General features: G+C 65.6%; 20 protein-coding genes, 1 other RNA gene and 1 riboswitch. Of the genes, 11 read left to right on the top strand and 10 right to left on the bottom strand.

The annotated features are described in order from the left end of the window. Position 1: 1 nt before the first annotated feature. Complete coding sequence (lptG, locus tag A9J21_RS03600; protein ID WP_066731997.1) at positions 2-1189, bottom strand: LPS export ABC transporter permease LptG; 1188 nt, start codon at positions 1187-1189, stop codon at positions 2-4. Then, complete coding sequence (gene lptF, locus A9J21_RS03595; RefSeq protein ID WP_066731994.1) at positions 1186-2334, bottom strand: LPS export ABC transporter permease LptF; 1149 nt, start codon at positions 2332-2334, stop codon at positions 1186-1188. The genes lptG and lptF overlap by 4 nt, the downstream gene beginning before the upstream one ends. Before the next feature lie 165 nt (positions 2335-2499). Between lptF and A9J21_RS03590 the strand changes: the two genes are divergently transcribed. The 3 genes from A9J21_RS03590 to A9J21_RS03580 are packed head-to-tail and all read left to right on the top strand — an operon-like array spanning position 2500 to position 5000. Then, on the top strand, positions 2500-4032 hold the full coding sequence (locus A9J21_RS03590) for a leucyl aminopeptidase (protein ID WP_066731992.1): 1533 nt from the start codon (positions 2500-2502) through the stop codon (positions 4030-4032). Between the two features lie 24 nt (positions 4033-4056). Next, on the top strand, positions 4057-4491 hold the full coding sequence (locus A9J21_RS03585) for a DNA polymerase III subunit chi (RefSeq protein WP_066731990.1): 435 nt from the start codon (positions 4057-4059) through the stop codon (positions 4489-4491). Next, the gene (locus A9J21_RS03580; protein WP_066731989.1) at positions 4488-5000 is read left to right on the top strand and encodes a hypothetical protein; all 513 of its coding nucleotides are present in this window, start codon (positions 4488-4490) and stop codon (positions 4998-5000) included. Before A9J21_RS03585 ends, A9J21_RS03580 begins: the two co-directional genes overlap by 4 nt. Before the next feature lie 72 nt (positions 5001-5072). Here the strand turns inward: A9J21_RS03580 and ilvD are convergent, their stop codons facing one another. After that, positions 5073-6746 (bottom strand): dihydroxy-acid dehydratase, encoded by a 1674-nt coding sequence (gene ilvD, locus A9J21_RS03575; RefSeq protein WP_066731987.1) that lies wholly within the window; start codon positions 6744-6746, stop codon positions 5073-5075. Between the two features lie 161 nt (positions 6747-6907). Here ilvD and A9J21_RS03570 point away from each other — a divergent pair, with 161 nt between their 5' ends. Then, positions 6908-7852, top strand: coding sequence for a LysR family transcriptional regulator (locus A9J21_RS03570; protein ID WP_066731985.1), 945 nt, complete (start codon positions 6908-6910; stop codon positions 7850-7852). Positions 7853-7909: 57 nt separating this feature from the next. Then, positions 7910-8728, top strand: coding sequence for a prolipoprotein diacylglyceryl transferase (gene lgt / locus A9J21_RS03565; protein WP_066731983.1), 819 nt, complete (start codon positions 7910-7912; stop codon positions 8726-8728). 56 nt (positions 8729-8784) lie between these two features. Here lgt and A9J21_RS03560 read toward each other — a convergent pair whose 3' ends face one another. Together A9J21_RS03560 and A9J21_RS03555 are read right to left on the bottom strand one after the other, a co-directional pair. Next, entirely contained in the window at positions 8785-9816 is a 1032-nt protein-coding gene (locus tag A9J21_RS03560) for a M48 family metallopeptidase (RefSeq protein ID WP_066731981.1), read from the bottom strand. An 18-nt stretch (positions 9817-9834) separates the two neighbouring features. After that, a complete protein-coding gene (locus tag A9J21_RS03555; protein ID WP_082926224.1) occupies positions 9835-10920 on the bottom strand; it encodes a YjgN family protein in 1086 nt (361 codons plus the stop codon). A 784-nt stretch (positions 10921-11704) separates the two neighbouring features. Here A9J21_RS03555 and A9J21_RS03550 point away from each other — a divergent pair. The 5 genes from A9J21_RS03550 (at position 11705) to A9J21_RS03530 (ending at position 17494) form a co-directional block, all read left to right on the top strand. Continuing rightward, a complete protein-coding gene (locus A9J21_RS03550; protein WP_066731979.1) occupies positions 11705-12439 on the top strand; it encodes a GntR family transcriptional regulator in 735 nt (244 codons plus the stop codon). A 53-nt stretch (positions 12440-12492) separates the two neighbouring features. Next, entirely contained in the window at positions 12493-13932 is a 1440-nt protein-coding gene (locus tag A9J21_RS03545) for a malonyl-CoA decarboxylase domain-containing protein (RefSeq protein WP_066731978.1), read from the top strand. Between the two features lie 107 nt (positions 13933-14039). Continuing rightward, positions 14040-15047 (top strand): tripartite tricarboxylate transporter substrate binding protein, encoded by a 1008-nt coding sequence (locus tag A9J21_RS03540; RefSeq protein WP_066731977.1) that lies wholly within the window; start codon positions 14040-14042, stop codon positions 15045-15047. Further along, complete coding sequence (locus A9J21_RS03535) at positions 15047-15853, top strand: enoyl-CoA hydratase/isomerase family protein (protein WP_066731976.1); 807 nt, start codon at positions 15047-15049, stop codon at positions 15851-15853. The genes A9J21_RS03540 and A9J21_RS03535 overlap by 1 nt, the downstream gene beginning before the upstream one ends. A gap of 87 nt (positions 15854-15940) precedes the next feature. Continuing rightward, entirely contained in the window at positions 15941-17494 is a 1554-nt protein-coding gene (locus A9J21_RS03530; RefSeq protein ID WP_066731974.1) for a malonyl-CoA synthase, read from the top strand. A 91-nt stretch (positions 17495-17585) separates the two neighbouring features. Here the strand turns inward: A9J21_RS03530 and A9J21_RS03525 are convergent, their stop codons facing one another. The 5 genes from A9J21_RS03525 to A9J21_RS03505 all read right to left on the bottom strand — a co-directional run bounded on the left by A9J21_RS03525 (position 17586) and on the right by A9J21_RS03505 (position 20179). Then, on the bottom strand, positions 17586-18284 hold the full coding sequence (locus tag A9J21_RS03525; RefSeq protein WP_066731972.1) for an SIMPL domain-containing protein: 699 nt from the start codon (positions 18282-18284) through the stop codon (positions 17586-17588). A 152-nt stretch (positions 18285-18436) separates the two neighbouring features. Further along, positions 18437-18910 carry an EVE domain-containing protein gene (locus tag A9J21_RS03520; RefSeq protein WP_066731970.1) on the bottom strand — a complete coding sequence of 158 codons (474 nt, stop codon included), beginning with the start codon at positions 18908-18910 and terminating at the stop codon, positions 18437-18439. A gap of 76 nt (positions 18911-18986) precedes the next feature. Continuing rightward, a non-coding RNA gene (ssrS, locus tag A9J21_RS03515) (6S RNA) lies at positions 18987-19205 on the bottom strand. A 330-nt stretch (positions 19206-19535) separates the two neighbouring features. Next, positions 19536-19859 carry a cell division protein ZapA gene (locus tag A9J21_RS03510; protein ID WP_066731968.1) on the bottom strand — a complete coding sequence of 108 codons (324 nt, stop codon included), beginning with the start codon at positions 19857-19859 and terminating at the stop codon, positions 19536-19538. Next, entirely contained in the window at positions 19856-20179 is a 324-nt protein-coding gene (locus A9J21_RS03505; protein ID WP_066731963.1) for a hypothetical protein, read from the bottom strand. Before A9J21_RS03505 ends, A9J21_RS03510 begins: the two co-directional genes overlap by 4 nt. Positions 20180-20384: 205 nt before the next feature. Next, positions 20385-20688, top strand: a riboswitch (cobalamin riboswitch). A 75-nt stretch (positions 20689-20763) separates the two neighbouring features. Between A9J21_RS03505 and A9J21_RS03500 the strand changes: the two genes are divergently transcribed. Further along, positions 20764-22719: a TonB-dependent siderophore receptor gene (locus A9J21_RS03500; RefSeq protein ID WP_066731962.1), complete on the top strand. Its 1956-nt coding sequence runs from the start codon at positions 20764-20766 to the stop codon at positions 22717-22719. The last annotated feature ends 8 nt before the right edge of the window (positions 22720-22727 follow it).

Genomic DNA, 22727 nt, shown 5'->3' with positions numbered 1-22727 from the left:
GTCAGTGCCGGTCCACCCAGCGCAATGATGTCAGCGCAATGGTCAGGTAGAGCGTGCCGGGCACCAGCGCCGAGACGATCGGCGGCCAGGTATGCAGCAGGCCCACATGCGAGAACAGCGTGTTGGAAAGGTGGAACGACAGGCCCAGCATGATGCCGCCGAAGACCTTCACGCCCACCGCGCCGGCCCGCGCATGCAGGTAGGCAAACGGCAGGGCCAGCGCCACCATCACGAACAGCGTCAGCGGATAGACCACCTTCTTCCAGAACGCGATCTCGTAGCGCTGCGTGTCCTGCTTGTTATCGCGCAGATGGCGGATATAGCGGAACAGGTCCAGCGTCGACATCCGTTCCGGGGTCACCAGCAGCACCGAGAGGATCTGTGGGGTCAGCTCGGAGTGCATCACCATGTTCGGGAACAGGGCCTGCTCGGCGCGGAAGTCGGGCGCCAGCGCGTCGCGCTGGGCGGCCGGCTGGCCGGCCTGGGCCGGCTGCTGGCTTGCTGGCAGATCGCGCAGTTCGGCAAAACGGGTCTCGTTGACATCGTTGAGCTGCCATTGCTGCCCGCCCTGGTAGCGGCCCTCCTTGGCGACGCGGATCACGCGCAGGCGGTAGTCCTTGTCGAACTCGTAGATCGTGATGCCGGTGATCGACTGGTCCGCCTTCAGGCCCTGGACGTTGACAAAACGAGTGATCTCATTGCCACTTGTAGCATCACGGTCGCGGTCCTTGACCCAGACGCCCGAGCGGAAGCCCGACGAAACCGTGGCGCCAATCGCCTCAAGCTTGATCTTCTGCGCGTACTGTTCGGCCGCCGGGCCGATGAACTCGCCAAAGATGAAGGTGACCACCGCCAGCGGCACGGCGAGCTTGAACAGCGAGAACAGCGCCTGGCGCGTGTTCAGGCCGGCCACCCGGAAGATGGTGTACTCGGACTGGCTTGCCAGCTGCGAGAACACGTAGATGGCGCTGATCAGCACGGCAATCGGCAGCACCTCGTAGACCCGCGTGGGCGCCTGCAGCATGACGTGGACGAACGCCACCAGCGATGTGTAGTTGCCCTGCACGCTCTCCAGTTCGCTGAGCATGTCGAAGAAGATGAACAGCGCCAGCACCGCGAACAGGATGAACGCGAAGACGCCGTAGATCAGCCGCGCGAAGTAGCGCTCATAGACGGCCAGGATCCTCATGCCTTGCTCCCGCCGCTTGCGCCATTTGCGCCCTTGGCCGGCTTCCTGAGCCGGTGCAGGCCGAACACCGCCCGCCAGCCGCCCAGGCTGCGGTTCGCGCGGTAGCGGAACATCATCAGCGCGCACAGGAACACGATGAGGTGGATCGGCACCAGCGCTCCCCAGAACGACAGCGATCCCGAGCGCACCCAGGCCTGGGCCAGGTTGATCAGGTTGCTGTACGTCAGGTAGATCAGCACGGCGAACACCAGCGGCGTATAGCGGCCCAGACGCGGGTTCACATACGCCAGCGGGATGGCGATCATCACGAAATTGAAGGCCAGGATCGGCAGCGACACGCGCCACAGCAGCTCGCCCAGGTTTTCCCGGGTGGGATTGCGCAGCAGGTCGATCGTGTCGCGGCTCTTGGCGGGCAGGTCGGCTTCGGTCTCGGGCGGCTTGTTGTCAACCTTGACGGCATATTTATCGAATTCGATGATCCGATAGTTAAGCTGGCCCGGGATGCCGGCGTAGCGGCGGCCGTGCTCCATGACCACCAGACGGTCGCCGTTGGGCTGGGTCTCGAACTGGCCCTGGTGCGACAGCGCCACCCCGATCTTGCCGGCCTCGGAATTTGCAACAAAAACGTTACGGGCGTGCTTCATGTCGGCGTCGATGCCTTCGATGAACAGCACGTAATTGCCGTTGGCGGGCTCGATGAAGCGCCCGGAGGCGATCATCGACAGCACGCCACGCTGCTGGAAGCGGTCGCGGAACAGTGCGCTCTGCTGGTTGGCCCACGGCCAGGCGAAGGTGCCCAGCAGCAGCGCCATGATGAAGAAAGGCGTGGCGAACTGCAGCACCGGCTTGACCAGGTCGCGCAGCGAGATGCCGGCCGAGAACCACACCACCATCTCGGAGTCCTTGTACCAGCGGGTCAGGACGATCAGCGTCGAGATGAACAGCGTGGCCGACAGCAGGATCGACAGGTAGCCAATGGTGGCCAGGCCGATCAGCATCAGCACGTCGTTGGGGCTGGCCTTGCCGTTGGCGGCCATGCCCAGGATGCGGATCACGAGTGACGTCAGCATGAACGTCAGCATCACCAGGAACACCGCACCGGCGGTGTAGGCGAGTTCGCGTCGCAGGGCTTGTTGAAAAATCATGCACCAATCGCTTCCGGCTTCCGGCCGGAACGGGCGATATGCCGGGGGCCGAGAGACTGGCAGGACCGCGGGCTGTCAGCTTGCAGGATCGGCGGTGGCAGATCGCGGATGAAAATCGCGGATAATGGGGGCTTTCTTTTCGACGAGCCCCTGGAAGGAAGCGCGATGGAATTTAGCACAAAAGCCCTGGATCTGAGCAAAGCCGGCCAAAATGGTTTCCTGGCCACCAAGACCGACTGCCTGGTTGTGGGCCTTTTCGAGGGCCAGAATCTTGCCGGAGTAGGCAAGGCGCTGGACGTGGCCACCAAGGGGCTGGTGGCGCGCCTGGTCAAGCAGGGCGACTTCGAAGGCAAGCGCGGCACCCATCTGATGCTGCACGAAGTGGCCGGCATCGGCGCCGCCCGCGTGCTGCTGGTTGGGCTGGGCAAGGAAGTCGAATTTACCGACAAGGCCTTTGCCGAGGCCGTGCGCACGGCCATGCGTGCGCTGGGCGGCACGCGCGCCACATCGGCGCTCTGGTGCCTGGCACAGCAGGTGCCGTCGCAGCGCGACGTGGCCTGGGCCGTGATCACGACGATCAGCATCGTGCGCGAGGCCGGCTACCGCCTGCTGGAGCGCCATCCCGAACTCAAGCGCCCGACCAAGGGCGCCGGCACCGCCGACAAGCCCACGCTGCGCAAGATCGTGCTGGCCGTGGACGCCGCCGACGCCAAGACGGCCACCCAGGCCGTGGTGCGCGGCTCGGCCATCGCCAACGGCATGGAACTGACGCGCGACCTGGGCAACCTGCCGTCAAACATCTGCACGCCGACCTACCTGGCCAATACCGCGCGCGGCATCGCCAAGAAGCACAAGCTCAAGGTGGAAATCCTGGGCCGCAAGCAGATCGAGGCGCTGAACATGGGCGCCTTCCTGGCCGTGACCAAGGGCAGCGTCGAGCCGCCGCAGTTCATCGTGCTGCGCTATGACGGCGCCAGCGCCAAGGCCGCGCCGGTCGTGCTGGTGGGCAAGGGCATCACGTTCGACACCGGTGGCATCTCGCTGAAGCCGGGCGAGGGCATGGACGAGATGAAGTACGACATGTGCGGCGCCGCGTCGGTGCTGGGCACGATCCAGGCGGTGGCCGAGATGGGCCTGAAGCTGAACGTGATCGCCGTGGTGCCCACCTGCGAGAACATGCCCGCCGGCAACGCCACCAAGCCGGGCGACGTGGTGGTCAGCATGTCGGGCCAGACCATCGAGATCCTGAATACGGACGCCGAAGGCCGCCTGATCCTGTGCGACGCGCTGACCTACGTGGAGCGCTTCAAGCCCGCGGCCGTGGTCGACGTGGCAACCCTGACCGGCGCCTGCATCATCGCGCTGGGCCATGTGAACAGCGGCCTGTACGCCCGCAGCGACATGCTGGCCGACCAGCTGCTCAACGCCGGCCGCAAGGCCATGGACACCGCCTGGCGCCTGCCGCTGGACGACGATTACCAGGACCAGCTCAAGTCGAATTTCGCCGACATGGCGAACATTGGCGGCCGTCCGGCGGGCAGCGTCACGGCGGCGTGCTTCCTGGCGCGCTACACCGAAAAGTACGACTGGGCCCACCTGGACATCGCCGGCACCGCCTGGAAGAGCGGCGCGGCCAAGGGGGCCACCGGCCGTCCGGTGCCGCTGCTGACGCAGTTCCTGATGGACCGTGCCGGGTAACCGGCCAATCGAAGGCAGCACAGGATGACGCGCATCGACTTCCACAGCAACGTGCCGGATTCGCTGGCCTACGTCTGCCGCCTGGTCCGCAAGGCCTATGGGGCAGGGCAGAAGGTGGTGGTGTTCGGTGCCCCGCAGCAGCTGGCGCAGCTTGACGCGCGGCTGTGGTCGTTCTCGCCGCTCGACTTCCTGCCGCATTGCGGGCTGGACAGCCCCAATGCGGCGGTGACGCCGATCATCCTGGCGGCCACGCTGGAATCGGTGCCGCACCACCAGTTGCTGGTGAACCTTGCGCCGGAAGCCCCGGCGCAGTTCGCCAGCTTCGAGCGGCTGATCGAGGTGGTGGGCGCCACCCCCGACGCCCGCGACGCGGGCCGCGAGCGCTATCGTTTCTATCGTGAGCGCGGGTATCCGCTCACGCACCATGACATCGGGCAGGCCAAAGGAGAATCGGCATGAGCGAACGCACGACATCGCGGGTGATTCCGCGGTTGGGTCCCAATGACAGCGTGCCGTTGCTGACCGAAATCGTCGAACTGCCAGACGCGGCATTCGATGTGCCAACCCAGCCGCTGGATCACCCGCAGCCGTCCACGCGCCATGGCGCCACGGTCATCGATACCGCCGACATGCCCGATTCAGGCGTCGTGACGGCGGTCGGCGACATCGATGCCGTGGCCGGCACCGCAGCCGACACCGAGGCGCCGATCGTCGACGCCGCCGCGTTCCTGCCCGGCGAGGATGATTTGCGCGCCGTGCGCACCGAACTGCTGACGCGCGTGATGATGCGCTTTCGCACCGAATGGCCGCAGGTGGTGGAGGCGCATACCGAGGCCACGCTGCAGTCACGCCTGGCCCCGCTGACCGCGCAACTGGCCAGCGAACTGACGCAGGCGCTGGAGGCCCGGCTCGTGGAGTGGCTCGACGCCACGCTGGAAGAGATCGAAAGGGACCCGGGCGGGGTCTGACGCCAACCTGTGATGGATTTCTCCCCTCTCCCGCCGCGCGGCAGAGGGGATCAGGTCAGCGGTACTTCAACTTCAGTCCGTCACGGCGCCCTTGCTGGCCGTCGACGCCAGTTTCGAAAACTTCGCCAGCACGCCACGGGTATAGCGCGGCGACGGCTGCTTCCAGGCGGCACGCCGTTTCGCCAGTTCGTCGTCCGGCACGTTCAGTTGCAGCACCAGTTGATGGGCGTCGATCGTGATCGAATCGCCTTCCTGCACCAGCGCGATGGTGCCGCCGACATAGGCTTCCGGCGCCACGTGACCCACCACCATGCCCCAGGTACCGCCCGAGAAGCGGCCGTCGGTGATAAAGCCCACCGATTCACCCAGGCCCTTGCCGATAATCGCCGAAGTGGGCGCCAGCATTTCCGGCATGCCCGGGCCGCCCTTGGGGCCCAGGTAGCGCAGCACGAGGATATCGCCCGCCTTGATACGGTCGCCCAGGATGGCCTCCATCGCGCTCTGCTCGTCCTCGAACACGCGCGCGGGGCCGGTGATGACCGGGTTCTTGAGCCCGGTGATCTTGGCTACCGCGCCTTCCTCTGCCAGGTTGCCCTTCAGGATCGCCAGGTGCCCCTGTTTGTAGAGTGCGCGGTCGAGCGGCATGATCACGTTCTGGTCGGCGCGCGGCTGGTCGGGCACGTGCTCCAGTTCCTCGGCCAGCGTGCGGCCGGTGATGGTCAGGCAGTCGCCATGCAGCAGGCCCGCGTTCAGCAGGATCTTCATGACCTGCGGAATGCCGCCGGCGCGGTGCAGGTCGGTCGCCACGTAGTCGCCCGACGGCTTCAGGTTGCAAATCACCGGCACGCGGCGGCGGATACGCTCGAAATCGTCGATCGTCCATTCCACCTCGGCCGAGTGGGCGATGGCCAGGTAGTGCAGCACGGCGTTGGTGGACCCGCCCGTTGCCATGATCAGCGTCACGGCGTTCTCGATCGACTTGCGCGTGATGATGTCGCGCGGCTTGATGTCCTTCTTGACCGCCTCCACCAGCACACGGGCCGATTCGGCGGCGCTGTCGACCTTTTCCTGGTCCGGGTTCGCCATGGTCGACGAGTACAGCAGCGACATGCCCAGCGCCTCGAACGAAGAGCTCATCGTGTTGGCCGTGTACATGCCCCCGCACGATCCGGTGCTCGGGCAGGCGTTCTTTTCCACCCCTTCGAAGTCTTCCTCGCTCATGCGGCCAGCCGTGAACTCGCCCACGGCCTCGAACGACGACACGATGGTCAGGTCCTTGCCTTTCCAGTGGCCCGGCTTGATCGTGCCGCCATACACGTAGATGCCCGGCACGTTGGTGCGTGCCAGCGCGATCATGCCGCCCGGCATGTTCTTGTCGCACCCGCCGATGACCACCACGCCATCCATCCACTGGCCCTGGGCTGCAGTCTCGATACAGTCAGCGATCACTTCGCGCGAGATCAGGGAGTACTTCATGCCTTCGGTGCCCATCGACATGCCGTCCGAGATCGTCGGGGTACCGAAGATCTGCGGATTGGCGCCGGATGCGCGCACGGCATCCACGGCGGCATCGGCCAGGCGCTGCAGGCCGGCGTTGCACGGGGTGATCGTCGAATGTCCATTGGCGATGCCCACCATTGGCTTGTCGAAGTCTTCCTTCTTGTAGCCGAGCGCGTAGTACATCGAGCGGTTGGGGGACCGCGCCACGCCTTGCGTGATGTGCTGGGAGCGTTTGTTGAAAGCCATGAAGTCTCTCCGGGGGAAGCCGGCCCAGGCGCGAGCCATTGGTGCGCCAGCCGTGTTGTGGTGTTGTGCCGGAAAGCATGCGCTTGGCGTTTTAGCGTGTCAAATATATTATTCGACCGTTATTAGGTCGAAAAACATATCAGTTGCGGAGGGCTTACCCGTTGGATCTGCGCCAGTTGCGTTACTTCGTCACCGTGGCCGAGGAGCTGCATTTCGGGCGGGCGGCCCGGCGCCTGGCCATGACCCAGCCGCCGCTGTCGCAACAGATCCAGGCGCTGGAAGAAGAGATTGGCGTGCAGCTGTTCGTGCGCACGCGGCGGTCGGTGATGCTGACGCCGGCGGGCCAGCAGTGGCTGCCCGAGGTGCGGCGCGTGCTGGCCGATGCCGGGGCGCTGCCCGGACTGGCGCAGCGGCTGGCACGGGGCGAGGTGGGATCGCTGGCACTGGCCTTCGTCAGCACGGCCGACTACGGCATCCTGCCCGACCTGCTGCGGCATTTCCGCGCGCAGCACCCGGACGTGCAGCTGCAGTTGCGCGAAGCCACCAGCGACGTTCAGCTCGAAGCGCTGGCCGAGGGCACCATCGATGCGGGGCTGGTCATCCGCCCGCAACTGCCCGTGATGCCGCATGGCCTGTCGTACCTGCCGCTGGTGCGCGAACCGCTGGTACTGGCCGTGCCGGACGGGTGGCGGCCCGCCGGCAGTACCTCGGTGCCGCAGGCGGTGGCGCTGCGCGATGCCGCGCGCGAGCCGCTGGTCATCTTCCCGCGCCGAAGTGCGCCAGCGTTTTATGACATCATTACGGGCTACTATGCGCGCGACGGCCTGACGCCGGTGATTGCCCAGGAGGCCATTCAGATGCAGACGATCGTGAGCCTGGTGTCGGCCGGCATGGGCGTGGCGCTGGTGCCGGCATCTCTGCGCAACCTGCGGCGCACGGGCGTGTCCTACCTGACGTTGCTCGATGCCGGGCCCGAGATCGAGACCGGCCTGGCTTGGCGCGAGGGCGCGGCCGGGGTGGCGCCGGTGCTGCGGTCGTTTATCGACATTGCCACCGGGCTGGCCGGCGCCATCGGGCTGACGCATGACCATGGCATAAATACCTAGAACCATCGCGCAGCACGCCGCGCGCCCAAAATTTACCGCTACTCTCCCGCTTTCAACATGCTCGTTCATCCGCAATTCGATCCGGTTGCCATCCACCTGGGACCGCTGGCCATCCGCTGGTACGGACTGATGTACCTGGCCGGCTTCATCATGTTCCTGTGGTTCGGCCGGCTGCGTATCAAACAGCCCCATATCGCGGCACGAGGCTGGGTGTCGCGCGACCTTGACGACATGCTGTTCTATGGCGTGCTGGGCGTGATCCTGGGCGGCCGGCTCGGCTATGTGCTGTTCTACAAGCCAAGCTACTACCTGACGCATCCGCTGGAGATCTTCAAGGTCTGGGAAGGCGGCATGGCCTTCCATGGCGGCTTCCTGGGCGTTCTGGTGGCGATGTGGGTCTTTGCGAAGGTACGGCGCCGCCACTGGATGGAAGTGACCGATTTCATCGCGCCGCTGATTCCGTGCGGGCTGGCGGCAGGCCGCATCGGCAACTTCATCAATGGCGAACTGTGGGGCCGACCGACCGACCTGCCGTGGGGCATGATCTTCCCGCAGGCCGGCGACAATATTCCGCGCCATCCGTCGCAGTTGTATCAGTTTGCTGGCGAAGGCGTGGCGCTGTTCATCATCCTGTGGCTGTTTTCGCGCAAGCCCCGGCCGATGGGCGCGGTATCGGGCGTGTTCCTGATCGGCTATGGCGCGTTCCGCTTCCTGGCCGAGTTCACGCGCGAGCCCGACAGCTTCCTGGGCCTGCTGGCGCTGAGGCTGTCGATGGGCCAGTGGCTGAGCCTGCCGATGATCCTGATCGGCGTGGCGATGGTGGTCTGGGCGTATCGCCGCCAGGCCAACGGCGCGGCAGCAGGGGCGGCGCGTTAATCGGAACTGACCACCCTCTCCCATTTCATGGGCGAGGGGAGCAGGAAAATCGCGTATTACTGCGCGTTCCGGATCGCATTGATCCGCTCTCTGGTCATCGGGTGGGTCGAGAAGAATCCATCCTCCTCATCGTCCCGGTCGGCCCGCCCGGATCCCTTGCGGCGGGCGCCGTGGGCGTCTTCCAGCAGCTGTAGTGCGTCGGCCAGCGCGGCCGGCGGCAGGCGGTTCTCGCGCAATACCTCCACGGCAAACGCATCGGCCTCGCGCTCGTGATCGCGCGAGTAGCGCATGGCCAGCATCGCCGTGGGCACCGTCGCCAGCAGCGAAGACACGTCGCCCAGCACGTACGCGGTCAACGCGCCCACCGCCGACGCCTGGAACACCTGCTGCAGCCCGTGGCGTTGCGTGACGTGGCCGGCCTCGTGCGCCAGCACGCCCATCATGGCCGTACCCGTGCCAAGCAGCTTCACCAGTTCGTCCGTCACGACGATGGTGCCGCCGGGCAGGGCCAGCGCGTTGGCCCCGATGCCGCCACCGTGACGGAACAGGATCTGGTAGTCGTGGCCGGGATCGGCCGGACGGCGCAGCGCCGCGAAATTGTCGCGGATGCGTTGCTGCTCGGCCGCCGGCAGCGTGCTCGGCTTGACGATGCCGCGGTCCAGGCTGTCGAGCGTGGTGCGGCCCAACTGGGCTTCGAGCGAGGGCGGTATCGTGCGTGCAACCAGAACCGCAGTCCACGGCAGCAGGTAGAAATACGAGACCGCCACGAACAGCGCCAGGCCCAGCATCGATGCGCCCACCAGGCGCCAGCTGTTCTGCGCGCGCGACACCCAGCCTTCGCGATGGCCGGTGGCCGCCAGCATCGCGTCAAAGCCGGCGTGGTCGGTGATCTCGCAGTAGGCACCATCGTCGAACGTCACCAGGCGCGGGCCGCGCCGGATGCGCTCGGAAACGCGCAACGACGCCAGCGGCGCGCGGCGCAGTTCGTCGCCGCCGTCATCCTGCAGCACGGCGTGCCCGTCCCGGACATGCAGCACGACCGGATGCGCGCGCGACGTGCGGCCATCGAAGTATTGCGCGGCAATCATGGTGACCCGTTCCTCCGCTTACAGCGCGATGTCGATGTCGTACCAGTCGGCCGCGGCATCGCCCAGCGCACCCACGTGCTGCTTTTCGCCAACCACGAAGGCGTCGAGCTGGCCCACGGCCACCATCGTCATCGATTCGACGCGGTAGCGTACCGAGCGCACGCGTGCGAACGGGTAGAACAGCCCCAGCGTCAGCGCCGTGAGAATCAGGTTTGTGACCGAGATCAGGAACAGCGTGCGCGCCTTGACTTCGCTGCGGAAGTGATGCGGCGCCAGCGTGGTGTGGTTCCACACCGCATTCTGCAGCTTGGCCTGGAAGAACGGGCCGATCAGCAGGAAGCCCGCGTACATCGCCAGCGCCATCAGGATGACGACGAATGCGATCGCTGCCTTGCCGCCAGCCGCCGCTGCCATCGCGCCACCGGCGAGGCCGCCGGCCACCAGGAACAGCAGCACCACGCCGGCGGTCACCAGATAGACGCGGTAGAAATCGCCCGCCGTGCCATCGAAGGCGAATTGCGCCGTGCCAAAGCGCGTGTTGTTGTGCTGGTAGCGCTTGAGACGCTGGTGGGCCATCGGCCCCAGCAGCCACAGCGTCAGGCCCGCCAGCATCGGCCACAGCAGGAAGACCGTGTAACCGTCCCGGTCAGAGCCGGTGAATGCGAAGCGCAGGCCACGGTAGCTGGAATTGGCCATCCGGAAGCGCAGCGACCGCACCAGCAGCAATGGGAATACCACGGCCAGCGCCAGCGCCAGCGCCGCGCCCAGCGCTGGCGAAAGCTCGAGCACCAGCTGATACACCGCGAACAGGCCGAATACGATGCCACGCCCCTTGAGGATCGCTTTTGCGTTGCCGTGGTAGTCGAAGGTGGCCCCGTCGAGCTGCGTACTGCGATAGAAGTACTGCTGTGTGCGCACCTTGGCCCAGGCCGAATAGATGCCCAGCGTGACAATGGTCAGCAGCGTGTTGACGATCCAGATCCGGAAGTATTCGGACCCCGACCCGGTAAATGCGAACTTCAGGTTGCGCGGTATATGGCTGTTCGCCGCGCGCTCCGGTGCGACGGGGCTGTCCGGCAGCCCGGCTTGATCTTCCCAGTTCATCTATTCGACCTCTCCAGTTGTTACGGGGCGCTTTTTTCCCGGCCAGCGCTTGTTTCAGGTTTGCAACCAGTTGGCACACGATATTCGTGCGTCAGGCAACACATTTTCGCACTGCAGCGTATCGCTGCGGTCACAAAAGACCATATGAATCGCGTCAGATACAACGCGGAGGGTAACTGAGGTCGTAACGACAAAGAAACATCCTGTTACATGCTCGGGCGACTGTCACAAGTTGTGTTTCGTCCGCGTCAATGAAATCAATGACTTAGGTGCGATGGCACGGTCCTCGCTATTAAGCCTGTTACAAGATCGGTCAGGGCAGGCAAACGCACTGCCCAACACGGCGCCAGAGGGGAGGGTGCGCACGACGATGCGTCGGCACCGTGGCAACGACTAAAAAGCCGAACGGGAAAAGGCACGGGAAAATCCGCACTCCACGACGAGTGCTTCAACGGGGCAGGCGCAGGGCCAGCGCCAGCAAATGAATCTGACCCGCAAGCGTCCGGCACATCTCGCCCGGCGCCCAAGCAGAAGACCACAGCGGTTCTTTCATGCGCGGGCAATCTTCCTGCAGGGAGGCAGGAGGATTGCCCGCCGCACCTCTCGATTTCCCTGAGTTTCCGATCCGCCACGCTTGCTGCCTTGCAGCATCGAAAGCGCTTGCAGCGTCCGGCGCAATCCATAATTATGAATTATTGCGGCTTAAGCGCCTCTCGCGAGACCGCATCGGCACGCAGGTTCCCGTGGTGTTTTTTCCCCATATCCAAGGCAGGCAGGAGGCACGATGCGTATCGTCAGGCAGGCGCTGTACTTGGAGGTGGCAGACCGGCTGCGCGCGATGATCGACGACCGCACGCTGTCGCCCGGTGCCTGGATCGACGAGGTGGCGCTGGCGGCCTCGCTGGGCACGTCACGCACGCCGCTGCGCGAGGCGCTGAAGGTGCTGGCCGCCGAAGGGCTGGTGCGGCTGGAGCCGCGGCGCGGCTGCTTTGTCAACGCGCTGACCGAGCAGGACCTGGACGACATCTTCCCGCTGATGGCGCTGCTGGAAGGGCGCTGCGCCTACGAGGCCGCGCACAACGTCACGCAGGCCGACCTCGATGCGCTGGAAGGCCTGCATGCGGACCTGGCGCGTTATGCGCAAGCCGGCGATATCGACGCCTACTACGAGACCAACTACCAGATCCATGAAGCGATCCAGCGGCTGGCAGGCAACCGGTGGCTCTCCGGCGTGGTCAGCGACCTGCGCAAGGTGCTGCGATTGTCGCGCCACAAGAGCCTGCGGCTGCCCGGGCGCATCCACGAGTCGTGTGCCGAACACCTGTCGGTGTTCTCGGCATTGAAGGCCCATGACCCCGAGGGTGCCGAGGCCTTGATGAAGACCCACGTGCTGCGCCAGCGCGGCGCATTGCGCATGCTCGATGCGGCCGAGCACGAAGTTGCGGAAGGTGCCGATCCGGGCACCAGTCCCGGCACCGCCCCGGCCGGCGGCCATCTGCGTCTGGCCGGACAAGGCTGACGCCCGATCGATCCGCGCCACCCCTTTATCCACCGACCTCGCAGGACACGACCATGACTGCCCTCGATCCCGCAGACCAACAGAAAGTCAGCGCCCCGCTCGATGCCAGCGAGCCTGCCGGCGACTCGCTGTTTTCGCGCTTTGGCCGATGGTGGAACCGCAAGGGCGACGACGCGCCCAAGGCTGCCACGGCGGACGCCGCGCAGCAGACGCTTTCCACGCGCGCGATCAAGCGCCAGCGCGAGCAGCTGCGCCAGTGCTTCGAGGCCCGGCTGACCGACGGTGCGGCCAACGCCGCGGCACTGGCCTGGCAGGACGAATACCAGGCGGCGGCCGAGTCGCTGCGCCAGGCCATGCTGGGTGTGCTGGCCGATGTGGCGGCCGGGCGCGATGCCCCGGGTGGCGCCGCAGGCGGCGGATCGGCAGGCGGCGCCGGTGCGGCGTCGGGGCTGTCGCAGGCGCTCTCCAACGCGCGTATCCGCTTTTTCAAGCGCTTTGCCGCCCATCATGGCAAGCGTGGCGACAGCGCGTGCGGCCTGCATTTCCTGATCCAGTTGCGTTCGGACATGCTGCGCTGGCAGAAGCGCATTCCCGGCCTGCGCGCGCTGGACGAAGACCTCGAGGCGCTGTTCTCGAACTGGTTCGACGTGGGCCTGCTCGAACTGCAACCGATTACCTGGGATTCGCCGGCGTCGCTGCTTGAAAAGCTGATCCGATACGAGGCCGTTCATGAAATCTCGTCGTGGAACGACCTGCGCAACCGGCTCGATTCCGACCGCCGCTGCTACGCGTTCTTCCATCCGCGCATTCCGCGCGAGCCGCTGATCTTCGTGGAAGTGGCCTTCGTGCCCGAGATGGCCGCCAACGTGCAGGCGCTGCTGGACGAGGCCGCGCCGCTGGAAGACCTGCGCCGCGTGAAATGGGCCATCTTCTATTCGATCTCGAACACGCAGTCGGGCCTGCGCGGTGTCAGCTTCGGCAATTTCCTGCTCAAGCGCGTGATCGAGGAACTGCAGCGCGAATTCCCCAAGCTCAAGCAGTTCGCCACGCTGTCGCCCATTCCCGGCTTTGCCGACTGGCTGCGCAAGCAGGATGGCGAGTCGGTTGCACGCATCCTGGGTGACAAACGGCTGTCGCGCTGGCGCGAACGGCATGGCGACGCGCCGGCCGACGGCGCCGCATGGTTTGGCGCACTGCCCGCTGACGCGCAGGACCCGGTGATTCGCGACACGGCGCTGGCGCTGGTGGCGCACTACCTGGTGCGCGAAGGCGGCAAGGGTGTGCCGGCCGATCCGGTGGCGCGCTTTCACCTTGGTAACGGGGCATGTGTCGAGCGCGTGAACTGGGGCGCCGACCTGTCGCGAAAAGGCCGCGCCCAGTCGTGCGGGGTGATGGTGAATTATCTTTACGTGCCCGAGGCGCTGGATGACAATCTGGCTCGCCTTGGCGATGGCAACCCCCGCGTCAGCCGCGCGGTGGCCAAGCTGCTGTAGCCCTCGGGTCGGGCACGGACGCCAGGCAGGTTTTTTGTCGGGTGGGTTAGCAGTAGGCAGTACTTCGATTGACTTTCCACGCAGCAAGTAGAGAGAGGAGACAGTACATGAGTCGTCAGCGCAAACTGACCGCGTTCGCACGCGTCTTTGCAATCGCCGGCATGGTGGCCGGCGCTGGGGTGAGCCTTTATGCGCCGGCCGCGCAGGCCGCGGATCCGTGGCCGAACAAGCCCGTCACCGTGATCGTGCCGTTCCCGGCCGGCGGTGGCACCGACGCGTTCGCGCGTCCGTTGACCGCGCAGCTTTCGAAGCAGCTGGGCAAGCAGTTCGTGATCGACAACCGCGGCGGTGCCGGCGGCACGGTTGGCGCCAGCCTGGCGGCCAAGGCCGCGCCGGACGGCTACACGGTCTTCATCGGCGGTGCGCACCACGCCATTGCCCCGTCGTTCTACAGGAAGCTCGACTACGACATCGAGAAGGACTTCGTACCGATCACGGTGATCGCCCAGCCGCCGCAGGTGATCGTGGTGAATCCGTCCAAGGTGCAGGCCAATTCGCTGAAGGACCTGATTGCCTATGCCAAGGCGCACCCGGGACAGCTCAACTATGCGTCGGCAGGCAATGGCTCGGCCCATCACCTGGCCGGGGAACTGTTCAAGCTGCAGACGCAGACCGAGATCGCGCACGTGCCCTACAAGGGCGCCGGCCCGGCGCTGTCCGACCTGATCGCAGGCCAGGTCGACCTGATGTTCGACGGCCTTGGCTCATCGGCGCAACATATTCGCGCCGGCCGCATCAAGGCCCTGGCCGTGGCGTCGAAGACGCGCTCGGCGGCGTTCCCGAACGTGCCGACCGCCGCCGAGGCCGGTGTTCCGAACTATGAAGTATCGACCTGGTACGCGCTGTGGGCGCCCAAGGGCACGCCGAAGGACATCGTCGACAAGCTCTACGCCGAGACCACCAAGGCGCTGAACAGCCCCGAGATGAAGGCGATCTGGCTGCAGAACGGCTCTGAGATCCCGCAGTTCACGCAGGAGCAGTTCGCGCAGTTCCAGCACGCCGAGATCAAGCGCTGGGCCGAGGTGGTGCAGCGCTCGGGCGCGAAGATCGACTGATGGGCGGCACGGTCACGTTCGCACGCGAAGGCCTGGTGGCGACGGTCACGCTGTCGCACCCGGGCAAGCTCAACGCCATTTCGGCGGGCATGTGGCAGGCGCTGGCCACGGGGTTTGCCGCGCTGGCCGCCGAGGTGGCGGCCGCCGATCCGGCTGCCCGTCCACCGCGCTGCGTGGTGGTACGTGGCGCCGACGGCAACTTCGCGGCCGGCGCCGACATCGCCGAATTTCCAGTGGTGCGCGGCGACGAAGCCGCGGTGCGCCGCTACCACACGGAAATCATCGCGCCCGCGCTGCGGGCCATCGCCGAATGCCCGTTGCCGACGCTGGCGGCCATCGAGGGCGTCTGCGTGGGCGGCGGGCTGGAAATCGCGTGCAACTGTGACCTGCGCGTCGCTGCGGCTGGCAGCCGCTTCGGCGTGCCGATCAACCGGCTGGGGTTTCCGATGGCGCCTGGCGAACTGCAGGGGCTGCTGGCCCTGGCAGGGCGCGCCGTGACGCTGGAAATCCTGCTGGAAGGCCGCGTCTTCGACGCCGCCGAGGCGGCCGCCAAGGGCCTGCTGACGCGCGTGGTGCCTGAAGCGGCCCTGGATGAAGAGGTGTCCGCCACGGTGCAGCGCCTGTGCGCGGGTGCGCCGCTGGCCGCGCGCATCAACAAGGCGACCATCCGCCGCCTGTCGCCGGTGCCGGCGCCGCTGACCGCGGCGGAGCTGGACGCCCACTTTGCCTACGCCACCAGCCGCGACCATGCCGAAGGCGTGGCCGCCTTCCTGGCGCACCGGCCTCCGGATTTCACCGGGGAGTAATATGTCGGCCGGCCAGCTATCATGGCCGGCTGCCCTGGCGCATTCGCCTGCCATCCCCGGGCATGCCATTCCCTTTTGCTCCGTACCATGAACGCCAATCTGTTCGCCCTGTTCGAATCCCGTTTTCCCGCCGATCGCAGCGCCTGCTGCATCGAAACGCATGACGGCCTGTACTACACGTGGGACGACCTGGACCGCGCCACGGCCAAGCTTGCCAACCTGCTGACCGCGCTGAAGCTGCCGGCCGGCGCGCGCGTGGCCGTGCAGGTGGAAAAGTCGCCGGAAGCGCTGTTCCTGTACCTGGCCACGCTGCGCGCGGGCTATGTGTACCTGCCGCTGAACACCGCGTACCAGGAAGCCGAAATCGACTATTTCGTCGGCAATGCCGAACCGGCGGTGGTGGTCTGCAGCAGCAGCAACTTTGGCTGGGTGTCGAAAGTGGCCTTCGCGCACAACACGGCGCACGTATTCACGCTGGACGACAACCGAACCGGGTCGCTGCTGCAGCGCGCGGCGGCACAGCCGGACACGTTCGAGACCGTGCCGCGGGCGGACGACGACCTGGCGGCCATCCTGTACACCTCGGGCACCACCGGCCGCAGCAAGGGCGCGATGCTGACGCATCGCAACCTGGCATCGAATGCGCTGACGCTGAACGAATACTGGGGATGGCGCAGCGACGACGTGCTGCTGCACATGCTGCCGATCTTCCATGTCCACGGCCTGTTCGTGGCATCGCACGGTGCGTTGCTGGCCGGCGCCAAGATGATCTGGGCGCCCAGGCTGGACATGGGTCAGATCCTGAAATTCATCCCGCGCTGCACGGTGATGATGGGCGTGCCGACCTACTACGTGCGCATGGTGCAGGAGTCGCGTTTCGACAAGGAACTCTGCAAGAACATGCGCCTGTTCGTGTCGGGATCGGCGCCGCTGCTGCTGGAGACGTTCGACGCCTTCCGCGAGCGCACCGGCCACACGATCCTGGAACGCTACGGCATGAGCGAAACCGTGATGCTGGTCTCGAACCCGTACGACACGGCGCTGGGTGACCGCATTGGCGGCACCGTGGGTATGCCGCTGCCGGGCGTGTCGGTGCGCGTGATGGACGGCGAGGGTAACGCTTGCCAGCCCGGCGTGATCGGCAATGTCGAGGTCAAGGGCCCCAACGTGTTCAAGGGCTACTGGCGCATGCCGGAAAAGACCGCCGAGGAATTCACCGCCGACGGCTGGTTCAAGACCGGCGATGTGGGCCGCTTTGGCGGTGCCATCGTCAGCCAGGCCGGCGAACGCAAGGTGCCGGACGACTACCTGACCATCGTCGGCCGCAGCAAGGACCTGATCATCTCGGGTGGTTACAACGTCTACCCGAAGGAAATCGAGAGCTTTATCGACGAAATGCCCGGTGTGGTGGAATCGGCCGTGATCGGCGTGCCCCATGCCGATTTTGGCGAAGCCGTGGTGGCCGTGGTGGTGCGCAAGCCCGGCGCGGACATCGACGAAGCCAACATGATCGGCACGCTCAAGAGCCGCATCGCCAACTTCAAGGTGCCCAAGCGTGTGCATGTGGTGGACGAACTGCCACGCAACACGATGGGCAAGGTGCAGAAGAACGTGCTGCGCCAGCAGTTCGCGACGCTGTAACCCGACGCACCCCGAAAAAAGCCCCGCTCCCATTTCATGGGGCGGGGCTTTTTCCTTGTTTCCTTGCCGGGCAGCCGTAGTGCCAGCGCGCTTACTTCACCATCTGCACCGACCCGTTGACCGATACGGTCACCTGGGTCTTGCCGCCTTCCACCGGAATCGGCGCGCCGGAATCAGCCGACATGGCCTTGGCCGCATACATGCGCGGGACCGGCGGCATCACGCCACCCGATTCGTTGAGCGACACTTCGCGGATGGTGTAGCCGCTGAAGCCAAACAGCTTCGTGGTGGCCTGTGCCTTGTCACGGAATGCTGCCACGGCCTGGTCGGCCAGCTTCTGTTCGGCCGCCCGGCGCGCCTCGCGCGACAGCGAGAAGCCGATGTTCTGCACCTGCATCTGGTTGGCCAGTTCGCCAGCCAGCTTCGACACGGCGGCAAAGTCCTTCGACTTCAGAACAATCTCGGAACGCCCGCGCCACGTGCTGATCTTGCCGTTGCGATCGGTATTCGGATGAATCGTGAAGCCGCCGGACTGCGCGTCCACGCCCGACACACGCTTGGCCTGCGCCAGCGCCGCCTGGGTGCGTGACGACAGCGCATTCGAAATGGCGGAGGGCTCCGGGCCTTCCTGCTCGGCGGCCAGGACCAGTGTGACCACATCGGTTGGCACCTCGGTCATCGCGTCGGCGGACAGCGACAGCACGCCCGAAGGCGGCGGCACGGCAACGGTCTGGGCCGTGGCAACGGCGGCGACGGTGCCCAGCAGCGAGGCGGCAAGCAATTTCTTCATATTATTCTCCGATCAATGTGATGGCTGTCAGATGCGAAGCCTCGCATTTCGTTCCATGCGGGCCTGCATGGGAGATCTAACGAATGGATGGCCGGATCGGGGTTAAGGCGGAAGAAAAAATGCAGTGCGGCCAATCATTGAGGCCGCAGAAGCTACTTCATCAGCTTGCCGGTGATGAAACGCCATTCGGCCGGCGTGACCGGCGTGATCGACAGGCGGTTGCCGTTGCGCAGCACCACCATGTCGGCCAGCGCATCGTGCTCGCGCAATGTCGGCAGCGGAATCAAGGCGCTCTTGCTGACGAAGCGCACATCCACCAGCGACCAGCGCGGCGTTTCCTGCTTCGACGCCTTGTCGTAGTAGGCGCTCTTCGGGTCGAACTGCGTGGGATCGGGGTAGGGCTGCGAGCAGACCTCGGCAAGGCCGGCAATGCCCGGTTCGGGGCACGACGAGTGATAGAACAGCACGCCGTCGCCGATGCGCATCTGGTCGCGCATGAAGTTGCGCGCCTGGTAGTTGCGCACGCCGGTCCATGGCAGCGTACCTTCACGGGCCAGATCGTCGATGCTGGCTTCGTCCGGTTCGGACTTCATCAGCCAGTACTGGCGGGCACGTTCGTCGGCCATGGATCGATGACAGGTCAGAAGTTGAAATGAAAAAGGCGGTGGTTCATTGAAACCACCGCCTCTTCACCACTTGAAGGGGGTCCCCGCCTCGGCCGCTGGGTCGGCATCCTGAACCCAAGTGAGGTTCAGAGTGGCTGCGGAAGTCGTATTTCGGGTACATCGCCCACTCAGGGAGTCCAGACCGAAGCCAGGACTATGAATGCGGTAACGCGCTCGCCCACACGACATGATCCCGCACCATGCAATGCATATCGGTTCAAGGAGTTTATGACCCTCACGAACCAGGCAGGGAAACTGTCAAACGTCTGACTTGAGTTCCTGTGCGTGCAACACGCTTGGGATGTCAGACGTTTGCCGTTTCAAACTAGGATGGGATGGAAACGGCGGCCAGGCCCGATAACCCGACCATCCAACTGCGTCGGTCAGTCTCGCCGCGCAGTGGCTCCACTATACACCGCGACGTCAGTGATACCAAGCCGGATACGTCGAGGCGTTACATTTTCCACAACAACCGGCATATCCATGCACATCGATCGGCCGTGCGCGGCATCGGCTTCACATGGATGACATATCTGGGCCGCGGCCGCGCAATTCAAGTGTTGCCGTCAGGGTTTTTTCGCGCGGGTCAGCGGGTGCCCACGTGCGCGTACTGGCGCAGCGCCTCGTCGGCGCGCTCGTTCAGTTCGCGGATGCGCGCGCGTACCGCGTCGACCGGAATCGAGCCGTCCTCTTCCTGCTTGCGACGGATCGCCAGCAGGTCCGACGCAATGCTGATGGCGGCCATCACGGCCACGCGTTCCACGCCCTTGGCCGACACGCTGCCCTTGAGCTTGTTCATCTTGTCGTCGACCAGCGCGGCGGCCTCGAGCAGCGCGGCCTCGTTCTCCGGCGAGATCGCGAAACGATAAGGCTGGCCGGCGATGTTCAGTTCCACTTGCTTGTTGCTCATGCGTGTTCTCCGGGGGCTTGCTGCGAACCTTCCGATGCGGTGCGGGCCTGGCCGTCGCCCAGCAGGTCGAGCTGGCGCGCATCGCTGGCCGTGGGCAGCTTGTCCAGGATGGACTGGATGCGCAGCTGCGCTTCCTCGATCTTGATATTGAGCAGCTCGCGGTCGGCCGCCATGGCTTCGCGGTCCGCGCGCAACGTGCTCGCCTCGGCCTGCAGGCGGTCGATCTCCGCGCGCAGCCGCTGGTTTTCCGCCGCCAGGGTGTCCGCATGATGCAGCACGCGCCCGATCTTGGCGGCCAGTTGTTCGAGTTCGTTGAGCATAGTGCCTGTCGTGTCCGGTAGGAGTAAGGGTCAGGTTTCGGGATTCTAGCCGATGCACGCGCGGGGGCTACCGTCAACGCGCCCGGTGAGACTTGCGTGCCGCACGGAAGTTGCACCGATCTGCGGCGAACGGCGTGATTTCGCATGTCAAACACGGATATCGGCAACTTGACCCATCGCATTGACGCCAACTTTGAAACTCCCTACACTCGCGCACGTTCCAGGTGCTCGCGGCCTCCACGCAGGGGCTGCAGTTCAACGGGAAACAGGGAGCCGGGTACCGCCCGCCAGCCCGGGACGATGTCGATCGCCCAGGCTGGACGCGAGCGGAGCGGGCCAACCTGTGCTGCCCCCGCAACGGTAAGCGACCGCGAACACGCCATGTGCGCATTCGCAGGGCGGGCCAAGCGCCACTGACACGGACTCGCCGGAGGTTGCGGGAGCCGGTCGGGAAGGCGGCCTGCCTGATGTCGTCAGCCCGGATACCGGCCTGAAGAACGCGGGCGTCCGCACCCCATGCGGCACGCCAATTCGCCATCAGGTCCGCGGGGGAACGGGCCCGGCCGTTCTCATCCATCCTGCTCATGCGTTCCACGCTATCCAGGTCGACCGTCGCGGCAAAGCCGCCGGTTCGCCCGTCCGTGCCCGCCATCATGGCGGCCGTTGCCGTACTTTCCGCATCCCATGTTCCGGCCTTCGCCCAGGAGGCGTCCGCCGGGACCGCACCCGCCGCCCCCGCCGAGCAGCCGCAGGCCCAGCTGGCGCCGGTGGTGGTCACCGCCTCGCGCACCGCGCAAAGCGTGACCGAGGCGCTGCCGCACACCACGGTGGTCACCCAGGAAGACATCGTCAACTCGCAGGCGCCCGACCTGCGCTCGCTGCTGCGTGGCCAGGCCGGTGTCGAATTCGCCGCCAATGGCGGCATGGGCGCCAATACGTCGTTGTTCATGCGTGGCGCCAATTCCAACCAGGTGCTGATCCTGATCGATGGCGTGCGCGTGGCCGGCGTCAGCGGCGGTACAGCGCAGCTTGCGAACATCCTGCCCGACCAGATCGACCATATCGAGGTGGTGCGCGGCAACGTGTCGGCGCTGTACGGGTCGGACGCCATCGGCGGCGTGGTGCAGATCTTCACCAAGAACGGCGCCGGCCAGGCACCGGCGGCCAATGCGCAGGTGGAGTACGGCAGCAACAACACGCGCCAGGGCACCGTGGGCTACGGCGGCCAGATCGGCGACACATCGTTCAACCTGACCGGCTCGATCTTCAAGACCGACGGTTTTTCGTCGATCAACTATAACCAGTGGGCCGCCGCCAACGCCGCGGCCGTGCGGCGCGGCACGGGGCCGAACCCGGGCGACAACCCGTACGAGAACAAGAGCGTGTCGGGCCAGATCCGTCACAAGTTCACATCCGACTGGGATGCCGGCTTCGCGGCGTACTACTCGAAGAGCGACCTGTCCTACGACAGCACCAGTGGCAAGCCGACCGACGATTTCCGCATGAACAGCGAGCTGTACACGCTGTCGGCGTTCGTCAATGGCAAGGTGACCTCGGCCTGGACCACGCACTTCAAGCTGTCGCAGAGCGAGGACCGCAGCGAAGGTACCAAGAATGGCCTGTTCGACAGCCTGTTCAGCACCCGCAACCGCCAGTTCAACTGGCAGAACGAATATGCGCTGACGCCCGACCACAAGCTGCTGTTCGGCACCGACTGGCTGCAGCAGACGCTGGCGTCGAGTTCGTACAACGCACCGTCGCGCAATGTGTTCTCGGTCTACGGCGGCTATGAAGGCCGTATCGGACGGAACCAGCTGCAGCTGAACGGCCGTAACGACCACTATTCCGATTTCGGCAACCAGGGCAGCTTCTTTGCCGGTTATGGCTTCAACGTGACCGAACAGGTCAAGCTGATTGCCAACGTCAGCAACGCGTTCCGCGCGCCGACGTTCAACGAACTGTACTACCCGGGGTTCGGCCAGCCGAACCTGCAGCCCGAGCGCGCCAAGTCCGCCGAGGCGGGCGTGCAGGTCGACACGGCCAGCGCCGGCCTGCTGCGCGTGACTGCGTTCGAGACGCGCTATGACGACCTGATCGTGTCGACGGCCGTGGGCACCGGCGTGTTCCTGGCGCAGAATGTCAACAAGGCGAAGGTGCAGGGTATCGAGGCGTCGTGGCGCGCCACCATCTGGGGTACCGACCTCGGCGCCGCCGTGACCTTCCAGAATCCGGTGGACGAGAGCAGCAACACCCAGCTGCTGCGCCGGGCGCGGCGCCATGCGTCGTTCGACGTGGGCCGCAACTTCGGCAACTGGCGCTTTGGTGGCGAATGGCTGCTGTCTTCGGAACGGCTGGACAACAGCGGGCGCATTCTGGGCGGATACGGTATCGTCAACCTCAATGCCCGCTACAACATCGACAAGCAATGGTTCGTGGCCGCCCGCGTGGAAAACCTGTTCGACAAGAACTACCAGCTCGCCTGGCCCTACAACACGCAGGGCCGCGCCGGGTTCATCACGCTCGGCTGGCGTCAGAAGTAGGGCGTAAC

It is taken from the genome of Cupriavidus sp. D384, assembly GCF_001652915.1.
GTDB lineage: Bacteria > Pseudomonadota > Gammaproteobacteria > Burkholderiales > Burkholderiaceae > Cupriavidus.
The sequence above is the reverse complement of the archived record's forward strand: the minus strand, read 5'-3'. Positions and strand labels throughout refer to the sequence as shown.